General features: G+C 66.9%; 17 protein-coding genes. 6 read left to right on the forward strand and 11 right to left on the reverse strand.

The window, feature by feature from the left end:
- The coding region (locus CGR01S_RS16305) for a phage integrase N-terminal SAM-like domain-containing protein (RefSeq protein ID WP_174435684.1) at positions 1 to 258 on the forward strand (258 nt) is incomplete at its 5' end.
- A 258-nt stretch (positions 259 to 516) separates the two neighbouring features.
- Here the strand turns inward: CGR01S_RS16305 and CGR01S_RS03370 are convergent.
- From CGR01S_RS03370 to nth, 3 genes are all read right to left on the reverse strand, one after another.
- Positions 517 to 930 carry a VOC family protein gene (locus tag CGR01S_RS03370; protein WP_042422423.1) on the reverse strand — a complete coding sequence of 138 codons (414 nt, stop codon included), beginning with the start codon at positions 928 to 930 and terminating at the stop codon, positions 517 to 519.
- Between the two features lie 132 nt (positions 931 to 1,062).
- Entirely contained in the window at positions 1,063 to 2,196 is a 1,134-nt protein-coding gene (locus CGR01S_RS03375) for a GGDEF domain-containing protein (RefSeq protein ID WP_042422426.1), read from the reverse strand.
- Positions 2,197 to 2,328: 132 nt separating this feature from the next.
- A complete protein-coding gene (nth, locus tag CGR01S_RS03380; protein WP_042422428.1) occupies positions 2,329 to 2,979 on the reverse strand; it encodes an endonuclease III in 651 nt (216 codons plus the stop codon).
- Between the two features lie 115 nt (positions 2,980 to 3,094).
- On the opposite strand from nth, the gene CGR01S_RS03385 reads away from it, so the two are divergent.
- Positions 3,095 to 4,285, forward strand: a complete 1,191-nt coding sequence (locus CGR01S_RS03385; RefSeq protein WP_042422431.1) for an aminotransferase-like domain-containing protein — start codon at positions 3,095 to 3,097, stop codon at positions 4,283 to 4,285.
- On the opposite strand, the gene CGR01S_RS03390 is transcribed toward CGR01S_RS03385, so the two are convergent.
- Positions 4,286 to 5,536: a sensor domain-containing diguanylate cyclase gene (locus tag CGR01S_RS03390; protein ID WP_042422433.1), complete on the reverse strand. Its 1,251-nt coding sequence runs from the start codon at positions 5,534 to 5,536 to the stop codon at positions 4,286 to 4,288.
- Positions 5,537 to 5,671: 135 nt separating this feature from the next.
- Entirely contained in the window at positions 5,672 to 6,403 is a 732-nt protein-coding gene (gene ytfE, locus CGR01S_RS03395; protein WP_042422435.1) for an iron-sulfur cluster repair protein YtfE, read from the reverse strand.
- A gap of 95 nt (positions 6,404 to 6,498) precedes the next feature.
- Between ytfE and CGR01S_RS03400 the strand changes: the two genes are divergently transcribed.
- Positions 6,499 to 6,984 carry an RrF2 family transcriptional regulator gene (locus tag CGR01S_RS03400; protein ID WP_042422437.1) on the forward strand — a complete coding sequence of 162 codons (486 nt, stop codon included), beginning with the start codon at positions 6,499 to 6,501 and terminating at the stop codon, positions 6,982 to 6,984.
- Here the strand turns inward: CGR01S_RS03400 and CGR01S_RS03405 are convergent.
- From CGR01S_RS03405 to mfd, 4 genes are read right to left on the reverse strand one after another with little or no spacing between them, the layout of a single operon-like run.
- Positions 6,979 to 7,515, reverse strand: a complete 537-nt coding sequence (locus CGR01S_RS03405) for a redoxin domain-containing protein (protein ID WP_042422440.1) — start codon at positions 7,513 to 7,515, stop codon at positions 6,979 to 6,981. The two genes, CGR01S_RS03400 and CGR01S_RS03405, sit on opposite strands and share 6 nt — an antisense overlap.
- Before the next feature lie 2 nt (positions 7,516 to 7,517).
- Entirely contained in the window at positions 7,518 to 8,234 is a 717-nt protein-coding gene (gene serB / locus CGR01S_RS03410) for a phosphoserine phosphatase SerB (RefSeq protein ID WP_042422441.1), read from the reverse strand.
- 32 nt (positions 8,235 to 8,266) lie between these two features.
- Positions 8,267 to 8,923: a hypothetical protein gene (locus CGR01S_RS03415; protein WP_042422443.1), complete on the reverse strand. Its 657-nt coding sequence runs from the start codon at positions 8,921 to 8,923 to the stop codon at positions 8,267 to 8,269.
- Between the two features lie 4 nt (positions 8,924 to 8,927).
- On the reverse strand, positions 8,928 to 12,395 hold the full coding sequence (gene mfd, locus CGR01S_RS03420) for a transcription-repair coupling factor (protein ID WP_042422445.1): 3,468 nt from the start codon (positions 12,393 to 12,395) through the stop codon (positions 8,928 to 8,930).
- Between the two features lie 79 nt (positions 12,396 to 12,474).
- Here mfd and CGR01S_RS03425 point away from each other — a divergent pair, with 79 nt between their 5' ends.
- Both CGR01S_RS03425 and ispF read left to right on the forward strand, forming a co-directional pair.
- Complete coding sequence (locus CGR01S_RS03425) at positions 12,475 to 13,332, forward strand: IspD/TarI family cytidylyltransferase (RefSeq protein ID WP_042422448.1); 858 nt, start codon at positions 12,475 to 12,477, stop codon at positions 13,330 to 13,332.
- On the forward strand, positions 13,329 to 13,808 hold the full coding sequence (gene ispF / locus CGR01S_RS03430) for a 2-C-methyl-D-erythritol 2,4-cyclodiphosphate synthase (protein ID WP_042422449.1): 480 nt from the start codon (positions 13,329 to 13,331) through the stop codon (positions 13,806 to 13,808). The genes CGR01S_RS03425 and ispF overlap by 4 nt, the downstream gene beginning before the upstream one ends.
- A gap of 96 nt (positions 13,809 to 13,904) precedes the next feature.
- Here ispF and CGR01S_RS03435 read toward each other — a convergent pair whose 3' ends face one another.
- Together CGR01S_RS03435 and CGR01S_RS03440 are read right to left on the reverse strand one after the other, a co-directional pair.
- The gene (locus CGR01S_RS03435; protein WP_042422451.1) at positions 13,905 to 15,653 is read right to left on the reverse strand and encodes an ATP-binding response regulator; all 1,749 of its coding nucleotides are present in this window, start codon (positions 15,651 to 15,653) and stop codon (positions 13,905 to 13,907) included.
- Positions 15,643 to 16,311 carry a response regulator gene (locus CGR01S_RS03440; protein ID WP_084690545.1) on the reverse strand — a complete coding sequence of 223 codons (669 nt, stop codon included), beginning with the start codon at positions 16,309 to 16,311 and terminating at the stop codon, positions 15,643 to 15,645. The genes CGR01S_RS03435 and CGR01S_RS03440 overlap by 11 nt, the downstream gene beginning before the upstream one ends.
- Positions 16,312 to 16,434: 123 nt before the next feature.
- On the opposite strand from CGR01S_RS03440, the gene CGR01S_RS03445 reads away from it, so the two are divergent.
- Complete coding sequence (locus CGR01S_RS03445) at positions 16,435 to 18,213, forward strand: hypothetical protein (RefSeq protein WP_156967496.1); 1,779 nt, start codon at positions 16,435 to 16,437, stop codon at positions 18,211 to 18,213.
- Positions 18,214 to 18,233: the final 20 nt, after the last annotated feature.

The following is an 18,233-nucleotide window of genomic DNA, read 5'->3' on the forward strand; positions in this document are numbered from 1 at the left end:
TGGCACGGCTTGCGGCATCCACGAGACATGGGGCAACTGGAAATCGAAGGTTTTCTAGCCATGTTGACTAACGAGCGGCGGGTGGCGGCTGCCACGCACAACCAGGCGTTGAGCGCACTGCTATTCCTCTACCGCGAGGAGTTGGGCATTGACCTGCCATGGCTCGATGGCGTGCAGTGCCCGCGTGCACCCATATCTCGAAAGTCGCTGCTGGAGGAAACTCCAGTCCGTTGGGACTCGTTGGCCTTGCACTTGTAGCCTGGCTGAGTGGCGGCTTTGGAGCGTCTAGCTGTACGGCGGCTCAGGGTCGCTTCCAGACCTCCATACCCAGCACCGCGCAGCTTTCGCTGCTATACGACGAGTGGCACCAAACGCGGTGGTGGCCACTGGGTAGGGGGAAACGGATTGCGCCAGTAGCTATGAAATAAATAGCTTGTAGCGCAATAGTGGCGGGCGTTCAAGGCCAATGTGAATCAAAAACTTCCCACCCAGTGGTGCCAAAGCACCGTGCCCTGCTTACCCCGCCAAATGGCACACCGCCTCGATGTTGTTGCCCTCGGGGTCGATGACGAAGGCGCCGTAGTAGTGCGCGTGGTACTCGGGGCGCAGGCCGGGGCCGCCGTTGTCCTTGCCGCCGGCGGCGATGGCGGCGGCGTAGAAGGCGTCCACCTGGGCGCGGGTCTGGTCCTTCCAGGCCAGGTGGCAGCCGGTGGTGGCTGGCGGGCCGCCGTAGGGGGAGGGGCCGTCAACGAACCACACGTCGGCCTTCTTGCCGTCGGGCTCCGCAGGGTCGGGGTAGGCGAAACCGAGGATGTTCATGCCGTAGTTGCCTTCAAAGCAAACGCTATAGCCCAGGGGCGCGAGGGCTGCGCTGTAGAACGCCTTGGCGCGCTGGATGTCGGTGACGCGGAAGGTCATGTGATCAAGCATGGGGGCTCCTGTGTGGGATGGGCGTGTGCGGGGCGCCGCTTCATACTGCACGCGCACAGCCCTGTTTGGCAAGAGGCCCGTGTGCCGGCTCCAAGGCCGATGCGCGGGGCAGGGGCGCAGCCGGGCGCGTCCTCAGGCCGCGCAGGTCTGGTTGCGCCCCTGTGCCTTGGCCTGGTACAGCGCCTTGTCGGCGCGGGCCAGCATGGCGTCGAGCGTGTCGCCGGGGCCGTGCCAGGTGGTCACGCCTATGCTGAGCTGGCAGTCCAGCGCGTGGCCCGACGTGGCGGCGGCATGGATGCGCTGGGCCACGGCCTGAGCGTCCTGGGCGCTGGTTTCGGGCAGCAGCACCATGAATTCCTCGCCGCCGTAGCGGCCCAGCCGGTCGGCGCGGCGCAGCACGGCCTGGGTGCGCTGGACAAAGTGCACCAGCACGGCATCACCATGCTGGTGGCCCTGGGTGTCGTTCACGGTCTTGAAGTGATCCAGGTCCAGCATCATCATGGCCGGGCCCCGGCCCGTGCGCGCGCAGCGCGCCAGTTCGTCCTCGAAGCGTTCGAGCAGGGCGCGGCGGTTGAGCGTGTGCGTGAGGGCGTCGTGCGTGGCCAGGTGCTGCAGTTCGGTGGTGAGCCGGTCGGTGGCCATGAGTACGGCGCCAATTGACAGCATCAGCACGGTGAGCACATAGGCGCCGACGTACAGGGTCTGGTAGAGCGAGGGCTCCATGAGGTCGCTGCCCGCCTTGCCGACGAGGGTGGACGCCAACCGCACCAGCAGCACCGCGACATGCAGCACCAGCACCACTTCCACCAGCCGCACGGGAAAGCGCTTGCCGCCATGGCGCAGCAGAAAGCGCAGGTTGGCGGCATAGACGCCGATCATCAGCACGGTGAAGATGCCCAGCCGCAGGGGGTAGTTCGGGTGGCCGTAGGTGAGCCAGGTGAACAGCAGCGCCGAGAGCGCCGCGATGCCGCCCCACAGGCGCCACCCGCCGCCGTGGCCGAGGAAGCGGCGGCAGCCGATGTAGTAGGCGATGGTGCCCAGCAGCAGCAAGGTGTTGGCCGCCACCAGCGAGAGCAGGTCGGGGAACGCGCCGCGCCCGCTGAACAGCACGGTGGCCACCAGCCACATCAGCGGGGCGGCGGTCCAGTAGCCTATGCCCTGGATGCTGGGCGGGTAGTAGCGCCGCATGAAATACAGCACCACGGCCATCAGCGCTGCCATGAAACCCGCCATGGCGATCAGGGAGCGCGGGTCGAGGTTCGTCATCGGGCGGGAGCGGAGCGCTTCGTGTGGCGTTGCAGTTCAGTATAGCCAGCACCGCCGCGGGCTGCATCGCAGGGCTATTTGAGGTCAATTTGGCCTGAAACGCCCGTATCGCGGGCGCAACAAGCTATGGATTCAATAGCGCACTGGCGGGGCTGGCGACTTGGGCTGGTAGTCGCAGTACGGCGCCACCAGGCATTCCCAGCAGCGTGGCTTGCGCGCCTGGCACACGTAGCGGCCCAGCAGGATGAGCCAGTGGTGCGAATCCACCGCGTAGGCCGCGGGCACGCGCGCGAGCAACTGCTTCTCGACCTCCAGCGGGTTCTTGCCCGGCGCCAGGCCGGTGCGGTTGCTGACGCGGAAGATGTGCGTGTCCACCGCCATGGTGGGCTGGCCGAAGGCCACGTTGAGCACCACGTTGGCGGTCTTGCGGCCCACGCCGGGCAAGGCTTCGAGCGCCGCGCGCGTGCGCGGCACCTCGCCGCCGTGTTGCTCCACCAGGATGCGGCAGGTCTCCATCAGGTGCCGCGCCTTGCTCTTGTAGAGGCCGATGGTCTTGATGTAGCCCTCCAGGCCGTCCTGCCCCAGCGCCAGGATGGCCTGCGGCGTGTTCGCCACCGGGAACAGCTTGCGCGTGGCCTTGTTCACGCCCACGTCCGTGGCCTGGGCCGACAGCAGCACGGCGGCCAGCAGCTCGAACACGCTGGTGTATTCCAGCTCGGTGTTGGGCTGCGGGTTGGCGGCCTTGAGGGTGGCGAAGAAGGGTTCGATCTGCGCGGTTTTCATGGCGTGCAGTGTAGGGGCTGGGCGCCTGGCAGAGCGGGCGGTGCGCGCTTGCAGGAAACCTGCGCTCCGATTGGCGACAATGCGGGATTCGTTGCCAACTCCGCCCCATCACGCCATGCAATTCGCCGACCGCCTGAACAACGTCGAAACCTCCGCCATCCGCGAACTCTTCAAGCTGCTGGGCAAGCCCGGCATCATCAGCTTTGCCGGGGGCTTCCCCGACAGCGCCATGTTCGACGTGGATGGCATCCAGGCCGCCGTGAACCAGGCCCTGGCCGAGGAGCCCGGCGCCGCGCTGCAGTACGGCGCCACCGAGGGCTACCAGCCGCTGCGCGAGCAGCTCGGCCAGTTTATGGCCGGCAAGGGCGCGCAGGGCGTGGCGAGCGAGAACCTCATCGTCACCACCGGCAGCCAGCAGGCGCTGGACCTGCTGGGCAAGACGCTCATCAGCCCGGGCGACAAGGTGATCGTCGAAGGCCCGACCTTCCTGGCCACCATCCAGTGCTTCCGCCTCTATGGCGCCGAGCTCATCAGCGCGCCCATCGACGGCAACGGTGTGAAAACCGATGAGCTGGAAAAGCTCATTGCCGAGCACCAGCCCAAGTTCGTCTACCTCATCCCCACCTTCGGCAACCCCAGCGGCGCCATGCTGAGCCTGGAGCGCCGCAAGAAGGTGCTGGAACTGGCCGTGAAGTACCAGACCGTGGTGGTCGAGGATGACCCCTATGGCGACCTGTATTTCGGCGAGGCGCCCCCGCCCAGCCTGCTGAACCTCTCAAGCCAAGTGCCGGGCAGCCGCGAGCTGCTGGTGCACTGCGGCAGCTTGAGCAAGGTGCTCTCGCCCGGCCTGCGCGTGGGCTGGATGATCGCCCCGGCCGACCTGCTGGCCAAGGCCACCATGTGCAAGCAATTCAGCGACGCGCACACCAGCACCTTCGCCCAGGCCACGGCCGCGCAGTATCTCAAGGCCGGCCGCATGCCCGCCACGCTGGCCCATGTGCGCAAGGTGTACGCCGAGCGCGCCCAGGCCATGGGCGACGCGCTGCGCAAGGAGCTGGGCGACGCCATCGAGTTCGTGCAGCCCCAGGGCGGCCTGTTCGTGTGGGCGCGCCTGACGGGCGCGGGTGGCAAGGTGGCGGATGGCAACGTGTTCGCCAAGCGCGCCATCGAGCAGGGTGTGGCCTTCGTGCCCGGCACGCCGTTCTTCTGCGCCCAGCCCGACCACGCCACGCTGCGCCTGTCGTTCGCCACGGCCGATGTGGCCAAGATCCGCGAGGGCGTGGCGCGCCTGGCCCGAGCGCTCTGATCAGGCGCCCACGGCCCAGCGGTCGCGGCCCCCGCGCTTGGCCTGGTAGAGCGCCTGGTCGGCGCGGTCGAGCAGGTCGCGCAGGCCGCGATCGGTGGCGCGCATGCAGCCCAGGCCGATGCTGGTGGTGATTCGCCAGCGCTGCCCCTGTTCGTCGGTCAACGGCAGGCTGCGGATGTGTTGCAGGATGCGCTCGGCAATGGCCGTGCCATCGTGCGCCTCGGTGCGCGGCAGCAGCACGCCGAATTCCTCACCGCCCAGGCGCCCCACGACGTCGTCGGCACGCAGCAGCGTCTGCACGGCCTGGGCAAAGTCGATGAGCACGCGATCGCCCTCCAGGTGGCCCAGCCTGTCGTTGATGTGCTTGAAGTGGTCCAGGTCCAGCATCAGCAGCGCGAGCGGCTCTGACCGGCTGCGGGCCTGGTCGAACGCGGCCTGTGCCTGCTGCAGGAACACGCGGCGGTTGGCCATGCCGGTGAGCGTGTCGGTGCTCGCCATGCGGTGCAGCTCGCGTTCGAGGTTCTTGCGTTGGGTCACATCGCGGTAGATGCCCTCGACGCCGGCAAATTGGCCTTGGGCGTCGAAGATCGCCTGGCTGCTGATGGAAATGTCGATGACCCGGCCGTCCTTGCGCACCATCTGCCCTGGAAAGTCTGCCACCTCCCCGTGGCTGGCGATGGCCGCCTTGAAGGCATCGCGGTCGGCGCTGTGCGGGTAGTAGGACTCGGCCGTGCGTCCGATGATCTGCTCGGGCTCGTAGCCCAGAACGCGGCGCACGCCGGGCCCCACGTCGAGCACCACGCCCTGTGCATCGGTGCGGTAGTACACGTCCTGCATGTTCTCGAACAGGCGGCGGTAGTTGCGGTCGCTCTCGAGCAACTGGGCCTCGATCTCGCTTTGGTGGGTCATGTCGGTGCCGCAGACCAGCAGGCAGGGCTCGCCGCCGATCTCCACGACGACACTCGTGACCAGGGCCATGCGCAGACGGCCGCGGCAGGTGTGCACGCGGTATTGGGCGGCCTGGCTGGGAGTGCCGCGCTCCTGGAGGGACGCGCGCTGGGCCATGCGTTCCTGTGAGCGCCGCTGGTCGATGGGGTGGATGAACTCCGACAGCGGATGGCCTATGACATGCTCGGTGGCATCGGCTTCCAGCAGGGCCAGGCACACCGGGTTGGCCTCCTTGATCACGCCGTTCTGTACGACCAGAACCGCGACGGGAAGCATGTGCAGCAAAGCGTTGTCGATGGGCATGGCGCAAAGGGGAGAGCCCCCGGCAGCGATTGTGGCACTGCCGGCGCACGCCAGGCACCCGGCAGCGGGTGGCCTGGACTTGGTGTTTTCCCGTAGCAGGGCGCGTATGCGCCTGGCCGCCAGGAGGAGCGCGGGTCAGCTGCAGCCGCAGCCGCCCGAGCTGCCGCAGTCACCGCCGCCCATGGCTTGGCGGGCCTGGGCTTCAAACTGGGGGAACAGCACGTTGTTCTCCAGGTGGATGTGGTTGATCAGGTCGTCGCTCAGTTGCGCAATGCCGCTGTAGAGCGCGCGCCAGGTGTTGCAGGCACCTGCGGGGGGCGTGGCGTCGTGCGTCAGGGCGGCGAGCCGCTCCAGGGCGGCGCCATGCTCCACATGTTCGGCGCGCATGACGTTGATGGGCTGGCCCACAAAGGGATTGCCCCCGGACTTGAGCATGGGGAAGAGGATGCTCTCTTCCTTGTGCATGTGCGTGACCAGCTCGTGCTGGATGTCTTCCAGCAGTTGGGCCAGGCCTGCAGGCACCTCGGGGTTGGCGCGGTGCACGGTCTCCACGCGCTGTGCCATGCGGATGAGCTCGGGCAATTGAGCGCGGTGCACCTCGTGGTAGCGCGCGATGATATGGTCTATCAAGGCCCGGGGCTCCGTGATGCCGGTGGGGGCGCTGTCGCGCTGCAGCACAGCCAGTTCGGCGAGCACGGCTTGCAGGTCCAGGCCGCGCTCGGCCACGGCGGTGGCCAGGCTCAGGTGGCCGCCGCAGCAAAAATCGAGCTTCAGGCGGCGAAACACGGCCGTGGCGCCGGGCAGTTCCACGGCCAGTTGTCCTATGGATTGGGTGGGGTTCAAGGTCTCGGCGACGGGGGCGTTCATGGGGGTGTGTCCTTGAAAGTGGTATTTCGTTTGTCTATTTTATCTAATAGAATGCAACAGACCGAGCTGTTTTTCACCGTTATCCGGCAGGTGCCATGCGACTGACCCAGTGGACCGATTACACCCTGCGGGTACTCATGTACTGCGCTGCATGCGAGGGGCGGGCACAGCCCGTGACCATCACCGAGGTGGCCGAGGCCTACGGCATTTCGCGCAGCCACCTGACCAAGATCGTGCAGGATCTCTCGGCGCGCGGCTACCTGGACACCACGCGTGGGCGTGGCGGCGGCATGCGCCTGATGAAGCCCGCCAAGGACATCAACATCGGTGCCGTGGTGCGCGCTACCGAGTCGGATTTCGTCGTCGTCGAGTGCTTTGACGCACAGAACAACCAGTGCCGCCTCAGCAGCCATTGCCGCCTGCAAAGCGTGCTGGGGCAGGCGATGGGCAATTTTTTTGCAGTGCTCGACGCCCTGACGCTGGAAGACCTCATGGTCCCGGTGGGGCCTGCGGCTGCGCCCGCCGGCGTCTCCCGGGTCAAGCTCGTCCCGGGGCTGCCGCAGCCTGCCGCGGCCTCATAGCCCGGCCCACCACAGGCGCAGGCGCATGCCCAGCTCGCTGGTGTAGCCGACCGACGTGGCCGCCACGCGGCCCTGCGGGTCCAGGACAAGGAGTACCGGCACGGCCTGCACGCCCAGGCCCAGGGCCATCTCCCCATGCTCATCCACCGCCGTGGTCCATGGCAGGCGGCGCTGCTGCAGCACCTGGGCCACCTGCGGCGCGGGGCCTGATTGCATGGCCACGGTCAGCACCGGGTGGTCGGCCTGCAGGCGCGAGATGCTGTCTTCTTCGAGGCGGCAGATCGGACACCAGTGCGCCCACACATGCAGCGCCACGGCCTGTCCGGGGTGGCGCGCACGCCACTGCGCCAGGGTGAGCCGCTCACCCGTTACCAGTTCCAGCGCCAGATCGGGCAGGGGGCCGGCGGGCAGGTGGCGCGTCTGCCACCAGTGTGTGCCTGCAAATACACCCAGCAGCATGAGCAGGTTGAGCGCGTGTGCGCGCCAGCGGCGCCGCAGGTGCGCGCCCAGCCATTGCCAGGGTGCCTGCATGCTCAGGGGCGGACCACTTCGAGCAGGCGGTCGAGCCCGCCGCTGTTGATGGCCACCTGGGCCTGTGCGCGCACCGAAGGTTTGGCGTGGAAGGCCACCGACAGGCCTGCGGCCGCCATCATGGGCAGGTCGTTGGCGCCATCGCCCACGGCAATCACCTGCTCGGTGCGGATGCCCAGAAGCGAGGCTACCTCGAGCAGGGTGCGGCGCTTTTCCGCGCCATCGCAGATGTCTCCCCAGACCTGATCGACCATGCGCCCGGTGAGGTGGCCGTCCTGCACTTCCAGCACATTCGAACGGGCGAACTGGATACCCAGGTCGGCGCGCACGCGGTCGGAAAAGTACGTGAACCCGCCCGAGACCAGCAGCGTTGCCAGGCCGGCGCTGCGGCAGGTGTGCACCAGCTCGCGCACCCCGGGGTTGTAGCGCATGCGGTGCAGCAGCACGCGCTCCATGTGCGCCACGGGAACGCCGCGCAGCAGGGCCACGCGCTGGCGCAGGCTTTCCTTGTAGTCGGCAATGACGCCCTGCATGGCGGCCTCGGTGATGGCCGCGACCTCGGCCTTGCGGCCCGCAGCGTCGGCGATCTCGTCCACGCACTCGATGTTGATGAGCGTGGAGTCCATGTCAAAGGCGATCAGCCGGTAGTCAGCCAGGCGCAAGGGAGGGGCAATGCCCTGGACGTGGATGCCGGGGACGAATTCGGTGGTGTGGGTCATGGGGACGGCAGGAGAACGAAGTGGAGGCAATCTTAGCCTTGGGTGCGCAGGTAGAGCCGGTCGGACCAGGTGGCCAGCCACTGCGGCTTGAAGGCGACGAACACTGTCGCCAGCATGCCGGTGACGATGGCATCACCCCAGGCCATGAGCCAGTGCGCCACGAGCGACAGGTCGGAGCCCACGCCGGGCAGGCGCTGGCCCAGCCACTGGGCGCACACGGAGGCCGCAAAAATGCACAGCGCCGTGCCGATGAAGGCGCGCCCCAGGATGTAGACGAACATGCGCTCGCCCGTGATTCTGCGCAGCGCCGAGCCCAGCAGCAAAGCCAGGGTGGCGGGCACCAGGCCCTGCCAGGTGGTGAGCGAGAGGGCCTGTTCCCAGCCCATGGGGGCGATCAGCCCGGTGATCGCGCCGACCGCGCACAGGGCCAGCACGGCCAGCGGCCAGCCGAGCATCAAAACCACCAGGCAGGCGCCGGACCACTGCAGTTGCAGCGGCATGGCGTGCAGCGTCGGCAGGGCCCAGAGCCAGGGCTGGAGCACCAGGGTGGCAAGCAGGGGCGTCCACAGCGCGGCCGGCGCGCCATGCGCTTCGTGCGCCAGTGGCGGCTGGCTGGCCAGCAGGCGCCAGGGCCGGGTGGCGAGCGCGCTGGCCAGGGCCAGCAGGGCAAGAGCTGTGTCGAGCAGCATGGCTTCAAGCACCCGCCGCCAGCGGCTGGCCCAGGCTGCGCAGCACGTCGCGCACCATTTGGGCGCGGGCGGCCGGGTCGGGCAGCTCGCGCTCGATGCGCAGCTTTTCATTGCCTGCCAGCTTGATGTGCCGGTTCTTCTGGATCAGCCCGATGATGGCCATGGGATCGACCGGCGGCTGAGGCCGGAAGCTGATGGTGATGCACCCCGGCGCCGCATCGACCTTGGCCACGCCGTAGGGCGCAGAGAGCACGCGCAGGCGGTGCACGTCGATGAGCGTCTGCGCCTGCGGCGGTAGCTTGCCGAAGCGGTCCACGATCTCTTCGAGCAGCACGTCGATCTGCTCGCTGGTGCGTGCGCTGGCCAGTTTCTTGTAGAACGACAGGCGCAGGTGCACGTCGCCGCAGTAGTCGCCCGGCAACAGGGCGGGGGCGTGCAGGTTGATGTCCGTGGCGGCCTGCAGGGGGGCGAGCAGGTCCGGCTCCTTGCCGTTCTTGAGGCAACGCACGGCTTCGGCCAGCATCTCGTTGTAGAGCTGGAAGCCGATCTCCATCATGTTGCCGCTCTGGTTCTCGCCCAGCACCTCGCCCGCGCCGCGGATCTCCAGGTCGTGCATGGCCAGGTAGAAGCCGCTGCCCAGCTCCTCCATCTGCTGGATGGCTTCCAGCCGCTGCTGCGCCTGCTTGGTGAGCCCGTCCACATCGGGCACCATGAGGTAGGCATAGGCTTGGTGGTGGCTGCGCCCCACGCGGCCGCGCAACTGGTGCAACTGCGCCAGGCCGAACTTGTCGGCGCGCGAGATGACGATGGTGTTGGCCGTGGGCACGTCGATGCCGGTCTCGATGATGGTCGAGCACAGCAGGATGTTGTAGCGCTGTGCCACGAAGTCGCGCATCACGCGCTCGAGCTCGCGCTCGGGCATCTGGCCGTGGGCCACGGCGATGCGCGCCTCCGGCAATATCTCTTCGAGCTTCTGGCGCCGGTTCTCGATGGTCTCGACCTCGTTGTGCAGGAAGTAGCACTGGCCGCCGCGCTTCAATTCGCGCAGCACGGCTTCGCGGATCACGCCGGTGTTTTCGCTGCGCACAAAGGTCTTGATCGCCAGGCGCCGCTGCGGCGCCGTGGCGATGACCGAGAGGTCGCGCAGGCCTTCGAGCGCCATGCCCAGCGTACGCGGGATGGGCGTGGCCGTGAGGGTGAGCACATCCACCTCGGCGCGCAGCTGCTTCATGGCCTCCTTGTGGCGCACGCCGAAGCGGTGCTCCTCGTCGATGATGAGCAGGCCCAGGTTGTGGAACTTGGTGGATTCGCTCAAGAGCTTGTGCGTGCCCACCACGATGTCCACCGTGCCATCGGCAATGCCCTTGATCGCCGCCGTGATCTCCTTGCCCGAGCGAAAGCGCGAGACCTCGGCAATCTTCACCGGCCACCTGGAAAAACGGTCCACCAGCGTCTGGTAGTGCTGCTCGGCCAGCAGCGTGGTGGGCGCGAGAAAGGCCACTTGCCGGCCCCCGGTCACGGCCACGAAGGCGGCGCGCAGGGCTACCTCGGTCTTGCCGAAGCCCACGTCGCCGCAGACCAGGCGGTCCATGGGGCGCGGGCTGATCATGTCCTGGATCACGGCGTGGATGGCGGCGTTCTGGTCTGCCGTCTCCTCGAAGCCGAAGTCGGCCACGAATTGCTCATAGTCCTGCGGGCTGTAGCGGAAGGCATGGCCTTCGCGTGCGGCGCGGCGGGCGTAGATGTTCAGCAGTTCGGCGGCGGCGTCGCGCACCTGCTCGGCCGCCTTGCGCTTGGCTTTTTCCCACTGGCCGCTGCCCAGCTTGTGCAGCGGTGCCTCATCCGCGGAGACGCCGGTGTAGCGGCTGATGAGCTGCAACTGGCTGACCGGCACATAGAGCGCTGCCTCGCCTGCGTATTCCAGGTGCAGGAACTCCTGCAGTGCGGGCGATCCGTCAGGATTCTTGTTGCCCACGTCCATGTTCACCAGGCCCCGGTAGCGGCCGATGCCGTGCTGGCTGTGCACCACGGGGTCGCCCACGTTGAGCTCGGAGAGGTCCTTGATCAGCGCCTCGACGTCGCTCACCTGCTCCTGCTTCTTGCGCCGGCGCGTGGTCGGCCCCGCGGCGAAGAGTTCGGTCTCGGTGACCAGGTCTATGCCTTGTTCCACCCAGGAAAAGCCCTGGGCCAGCGCGGCAGTGGCGATGCCCACCTTCTCACCGCTGCTGTCGGCGAACTCGGCCAGCGAGTCGAAGGCGGGCGGGTTCAGTCCCGAGGCGCGCAGAAAGTCCAGCAGGCTGCTCATGCGCCCGCTGCTCTCGGCCAGCAGCAGCACGCGCTGGGGTGTGGCCCGGAGGTGGGCCTGCAGGCGCGCCAGCGGTTCTTCCGCCCCGCGCACCACGGTCAGCTCGGGCAGGTGCTGCGCGAAGGCGTTGTCCTCCACGTCGGCCTGGCCCGCGCGCAGCGCCAACTGGGCGCAGTCCTTGGCCCGCTGGTAGAACTGCTCGGCCGTGAGGAACAGGACCTCGGGCGGCAGGGCGGGGCGCTCGGGGTCGCCCGCCAGCAGGCGGTGGCGCTCGCGCGTGTCCTGCCAGAACCGCTGGAAGGCCGCCTCGAGATCGCCGTGCAGCAGCAAGGCCGCGTGCGGCCCGAGGTAGTCGAACACCGTGGCCGTCTCCTCGAAGAACAGCGGCAGGTAGTACTCGATACCGGCCGTGGCGATCGCCTGCCCCATGTCCTTGTAGATGCGGCTCTTGGTCGGGTCGCCTTCGAGCAGCTCGCGCCAGCGGTTGCGAAAGCGCGCGCGCGCTGCCTCGTCCATGGGGAATTCGCGCCCGGGCAGCAGGCGCACCTCGGGCACGGGGTAGAGGCTGCGCTGGCTGTCGGGGTCGAAGGTGCGGATGGAGTCGATCTCGTCGTCGAACAAGTCCACGCGGTAGGGCTGCAGCGAGCCCATGGGAAACAGGTCGATCAGGCCGCCGCGCACTGCGTATTCGCCGGGGCTGACCACCTGACTCACGTGCTGGTAGCCCGCCAGCGTGAGCTGGGCGCGCAGCTTGGCCTCGTCGAGCTTCTGCTTGACCTGGAAGTGGAAGGTATAGCCCGCCAGGAACGCGGGCGGCGCCAGCCGGTACAGTGCCGTGGTCGCGGGGACCAGCACCACATCGGCCTCTCCTTGCGAGATGCGCCACAGCGTGGACAGGCGTTCGCTGATCAGATCCTGGTGCGGCGAGAACTGGTCGTAGGGCAGTGTCTCCCAGTCCGGGAACAGCGCGCAGCGCAGGTCTGGCGCAAAAAAGGCCATTTCGTCGATAAGGCGCTGGGCATCGGCGGCATCGGCCGTGACGATGGCGGCGGTGCGGCCCAGGGATTTTTCACGCCCGGCCAGGCGTGCGAGCAGCAGGGCGTCACTGCTGCCCACGGGACGGGGCAGGGCAAGGCGTTTGCCAGGAGAGAGCTTGGGAAGGTCCATGCGCGGGAAATGCTGGAGCGGGCAGGCCGGTGGGCAGCCGCCTGGCACAGCGCAAAGGGGACGATTCTAGAATGCCTGCATGACCGAGCCGCTCATCCCGCCATTGACCCTTCCCGGGAGCGTGCCTTCGCAGCCTTGCGGCAGCCTGTGGGGCCTGGTGCCCTGTGCCGGAACAGGTTCGCGCGCCATGGCCGAGGGCGCGCAGGGGGCGGCTGCGCTGCCCAAGCAGTACCAGCCTGTGGCCGGGCAGCCCATGGTGCTGCACACGCTGGCGGCATTGGCGGGCGTGACGCGCCTGCGCAGCACGCTGGTGGCCGTGGCGCCGGGTGACCATTTCCTCGACGCCTACGCCTGCCCCTTTTTCTTCACCGTCGATTGCGGCGGGCCCACGCGCGCCGACACGGTGCTGGGCGGTCTGCGCGCGCTGCTGGCGCGCGGTGCGCATGAACTCGACTGGGTGCTGGTGCATGACGCCGCGCGCTGCCTGGTGACGCCCGGGCAGATCGACGCGCTCATCGACGCCTGTGCGCACGACGGCGTGGGCGGGCTGCTGGCGCACCGGCTCGCCGACACCCTGAAGACGGCCTCGGCCGGGCCGGGCGGCATCCGTGTGGCCTCCACGGTGGACCGTGCCGACAAGTGGCTGGCACAGACGCCGCAGATGTTCCGCATCGGCCCGCTGCGCAAGGCGCTGGAGCATGTGGGGCCGACAGTCACAGACGAAGCCAGCGCCATGGAGGCCATGGGTCTGCACCCCCGCCTGGTGCCCGGCAGTGCGCTCAACTTCAAGGTGACCTATCCCGAGGATTTTGCGCTGGCCCAGGCCGTGCTGGCCCAGCGCGGCCATGGTGCCACGCTGGAGCGTTTCGGTGGTGCGCGCGGTCAGGCGGGCGTGGCCACGGCAAGACTTTCTGATTCCACAGGACCTACCACATGAAATTCAGGATTGGCGAAGGCTGGGACGTGCATGCCCTGGTGCCCGGGCGCCGGCTCGTCATCGGCGGTGTGGACATTGCGCACACGGCGGGGCTGCTGGGGCATTCCGACGCCGACGTGCTGCTGCACGCCATCACCGACGCCCTGCTGGGCGCAGCGGCGCTGGGCGATATTGGCACGCATTTCCCGGATAGCGACGCTCAGTTCCGCGGTGCCGACTCGCTGCTGCTGCTGCAGGAGGCGGCGCGCCGCGTGCGCGCGCGCGGCTGTGAGATCGGCAACATCGACAGCACCGTGGTGGCCCAGGCCCCGCGCCTGGCGCCGCACATACCGGCCATGCGCGAACGCATCGCGGGTGCGCTCGGCCTGGAGCCGGGCCAGGTGAACGTGAAGGCCAAGACGGCCGAGCGCCTGGGGCCGGTGGGCCAGTGCATGGCCATCGAGGCGCGCGCTGTGGTCCTGCTGCACCTTGCCTGACGCCTGTATCGCCGGCTCCAGCAAGGGCAGCGGAACCCCGGGCTGCGCCCCGATTCTGTGCGAGCCGGGCAGTGTCCAGGAAACCCCGGCCGGACACTAGGAGCAAGGCGCGGCACGCTCCAGCAGTGTGGCCAGTGCTGCTTGCAGGCTGGCGGGCTGCACGGGTTTGTGCAGCAGCAGGAAGCCTGCACTCGCTGCCTCCTTGAGGCGTTCTGGCGCGGTGTCGCCTGTCAGTATGGCCGCGGGCAAGGCTTTGCCAAGCGCCTGGCGTACCTCGGCAATCGCTGCGATGCCGGTGACCTGGTTGCGCAGGCGGTAGTCGGCGATCATCAGGTCCGGTGTGAGGCGTTGCTGCTCGAGCGTTGCGAGCGCCTCGGCGACGCCTTCCGCAGCCACGGCCGTGCAGCCCCAGCACCGGAGCACGTCCGCCAAAGACGCACGGATGCCGGGATCGTCGTCGATCACCAGCGCCACGCGCCCCACCAAAGGCGGATGGCTGGGCGGCTCGGCCGGTTCTGCCGGTGCGGCCTTCGGCGCCCTGGGTACGCGCAGCTCGAAGCGGGAGCCCCGCCCCGGTACTGATGTCAACACCACCCTGTGACCCAGCAGGTGGCACAGGCCATCCACGATGGCCAGGCCGAGTCCCAGGCCCTTGCGCCGGTCGCGTTCCGGGTTTCCGAGCTGATGGAATGCGCGAAAAATGTCCTGGTGGTGTTCGGGTGCAATGCCCGGCCCGGTGTCGCACACCAGGATGCCGATCTCGTCGCCACGCAGGCGGCAGCCCACGAGCACGGTGCCTTGCACGGTGTGGCGCAATGCGTTGCTGATCAGGTTGCGCAGCATCCGCAGCAGCATCTGCGGGTCGCTGTACACCCATGCCTGCGTTGGCACAAAGCACAGCTCCAGGCCCTTTTGTTCGGCCAGCGGGCGCATTTCCCCATCCAGCCGGGAGAGCAGATCATTCACGGACAGGGCGGTCTTTTGCGGTGTGATGAGCCCTGCCTGCAGGCGCGACATGTCCAGCAATTCGTCGAGTACCTCGTCCAGCGCCAGGGCGGAGGCCGACAAGCGCTCGAGCAATGGCGCGGACTGGGTGGGGTCGCGGGTGCGCCGCAGTGCCTCGATCAGCAGGTGGATCGCCTGCAGCGGCTGGCGCAGGTCATGGCTGGCTGCTGCAAGAAAGCGGGACTTGGCCTGGTCGGCTTCTTCCGCCAGTTGCTTTTCTCGGCTCAGGTGCTGGGCCAGCGCCTGCTTTTCCAGGCGCAGCCGGATCGACTCCTCTATGACCTTCGATAGCTTGCGGGCGGATGACTGGACGGTGTACAGGTAAAGAAGGCTGATCAGCCCCATCAACTCCCAATCGCCGCCTTCCCACAGAAAGCGGCCGGCAATGGGCAGGGCCGTAGGGATCGCTGCGTACTGCGCTGGCGGCCAGGACGCATAGGCAGGCACGGACCCGGCAGCAAGCCCCGCGAGGATCATTGACACGAAGCTCAGTGCGATCACCGATTCCGGGGCGAAGAAAACCGCTCCCGACACCCCCCAGGCCAGGCCCGACAGCAGCGTGACCACCGTCAGATAACGCGCCCAGGACCGCGCCTGCGCCGGCTTCCGGTGGCGGTAGGCCCCGACCAGTCCCAGCCGCACCAGTACCAGCACCACGATCACGGCCCACCAGGTCAGCAGCAAGGACGGGGGAAACAGCTCCCACAGCACGCTCACCAGGGCCGTGGCCAGCAGCACATTGGTTGCCAGGGTGGTACGGGTGTGGCGGAACAGAATGTCGATGCGCTCGACTTCTACCCGCTGCAGCAGATCGCCATCGCGGGGCCTCTCAGGGCGCATTGATCAGGCCTCGGGTGATGGCCGCGCGCGCCGCATCGACGCGGTTGTCCACATTCAGGGCGCGAAGAATCGCGGCCACATGCACCCGCACGGTGTTGACGCGCATGCCGAGTGCCTGGGCAATGGCCTGGTTGGAGCAGTTGGTCGCCAGCAGGCCCAGCACCTCGCGCTGGCGCGGCGTCAGGTCGATGGCGCCTGCCGCCGCCGTGGGAGCGCTGCAAGCGTCGAGGGCGGCCACATGCACGCCGCCGCGCATGATCTGCTCCAGCGCCTGCAGGGTGGCCGCGGGCGAGAGCGACTTGGGGATGAACCCTCTGGCGCCGCGCCGCAAGCCTTCCAGGGCCCACTCGGGCTGCTCGGCCGCAGACATCAGCACGATGGCCGCTTGCGGGCACCAGGCACGCAGGCGCAGCAGGCCATCGAGGCCGTGGATTCCCGGCAAGGTCAAATCCAGAACCACGACATCGGGCGCCGCCTCTGCCGCATCCATGGCGAGCGCAGCTTCGCAGGACGAAGCCTCCAGGACCTCATGCCCCTGCGGCATGGACAGGAGCAGGGCCCTCAGGCCGTAGCGGAACAGGGCGTGGTCATCGATCAGCAGAAAGCGCATGGGGTGGCAGCAGGCCTGTGGCGACTGGCCCAGTCTAGCCTCGAACATCAATCGCCCGCAGTGGGCTGCGATGGCCGACTAGTCTTCGGGGATTAGACCCATAGTCCGCGCGGCGGATTGACGAGTTACGTTTATTAACCAGAATCATTGCTGCTCATTTGGAGAGGCAAATTGGCAAATGAGATGGATTTTAATTCAATCAAATGGAAAAGAGGGATTATGAGGCCTATTCGAAAAGAAATCAGCCTTTCGCTGGGCGCCATATGCCTGGTGCTGGCGGGCTGCGGCGGCGGTGACGATGCGCCCGCGGGGACCGGCGGGGGCAATGGACTGGGAGCGCTGGGAACGTCCGGTGACGTCGGGCAAGGTTATGACTCGGTGGGCCGCAGCATCAAGCCGATGTACTGCATCAGGCCGCAGGAAGGGTCGGACTGGGCAGACGTGGGTTCGTCGTCGGCCACACTGTCCATGGCGCTTGAAAGCGATCGCACCAAAATCGCACGGTCGATTGGCGTGGATGTCAAGGCTTCTTATTCCATCGTCAGTGCCTCGACCAGTTTTTATCGCGCGACAGAAACCGACGATTTTTCCGCCGCCTATGTGTTTGGCGGCGCGATCAGTTTCAAAGAGCGGCAGGTCGGACCCGATTACATCGTCAATCCGCTGTTGGCAGCGGTCAATCCGGTGGAGTGGCGTGAATATTGTGGCGACTCTTTTGTCCATGGCATTTCCCGCGGGGCAAGCCTGTATGCGGCGATGAAATTCCATTTCAAGTCGAGGAGTGAAAAGCAGACCTTTGAAGCGAAGATGAAGGTTTCCTCAGGCTTGTTCTCGGTATCTTCAGCGCTGAAAACGGCTCAGAGCATATCCACCCAGGGCGTTTCGGTCAGTGTGTCGGCGATTCAGGTGGGGGGTGACGTGACCCAGTTGAACCGGGTTCTGAACGGTGCCAGTGCCGCATCCTGCAGCATGTCCGATGTCAAGAAATGCCTGGAATTCATGGATTCCATCGAGGCGTATGTCAGCAACGACTTTCCCAAGCAGTTCAGGGACGGTCAGGGCCACGTGCTGGCAGGCAGCGCGCTCGATCGCATGATCTCCACGGTGGACTACAGCGTACGGCCCTGGACCGACCTCGTTCTTCCGAGCCAGCCGAACTTGCGCGGCAAACCTCTGCAAAAGCAATTGCTCGATCAATTCGCCAAGCAGTTTGCCTTGCGTTCCAAGATCGATGGCATCCGTGGCATCCCCATTCTGGGCAACCGTGGCTCGGTCATGGCGGAAAAGCAGGCGCGGGTGCTGCTGGGTGTTGAGAACGTGATCGCACAGAATCTGCAGGCGCTGGAGCAGGCCTGGGGTCTTTGCTATCCGCTGGAGCGTACGGATTGCAGCAGCGCCGTGAGCAGCGCCATGGCTCAGCAGGTGGAGGTGGCGCCGGAGAATCTGCAGCCTTGGTTTGATATGCTGGCCGTTGGTGGAATATTCCCGGCGCATGAAAATGACCTGGTGGACATCAATGACGATGGCCGTAAGGAGCTTTGCTACAGCCTGGATGATCCCAGCAGAATGCGCCTGGCGTGCATCTTGCCGGTGGGAGGGGGATTTGAAGATCGGCCCAGCATATTCATGGAGGGTGCGCCGCTGAGTTCGGTCTGGAACGTGATTCCTGGAAAGGGACTGTACCGGTGCTTTATCAACGGCGGCTCGAGCTGGCTGATGTGCGCCAAATACAAGGACCGGGCTGTGGATACGAATCAATCATTCGCCATCCACATTGATCCGAAGATGGAACTGGATGTCTACGATTACCAAAATAATCGTACTCGCATCCCTGCAAGCGATGTTCCTGCCTTCATCGGACAAAATCCTGTGGAATTTTTGCGGGATGCGGTGACGCGACTCAATAATCGCTACCCAGGTTCCTGGCGGAGCTGGCCGCTGGGGAGCTGACCCGGCAGGCGCCTGCTCTG

This window comes from Comamonas granuli NBRC 101663 (assembly GCF_000739995.1).
Lineage (GTDB): Bacteria > Pseudomonadota > Gammaproteobacteria > Burkholderiales > Burkholderiaceae_C > Simplicispira > Simplicispira granuli.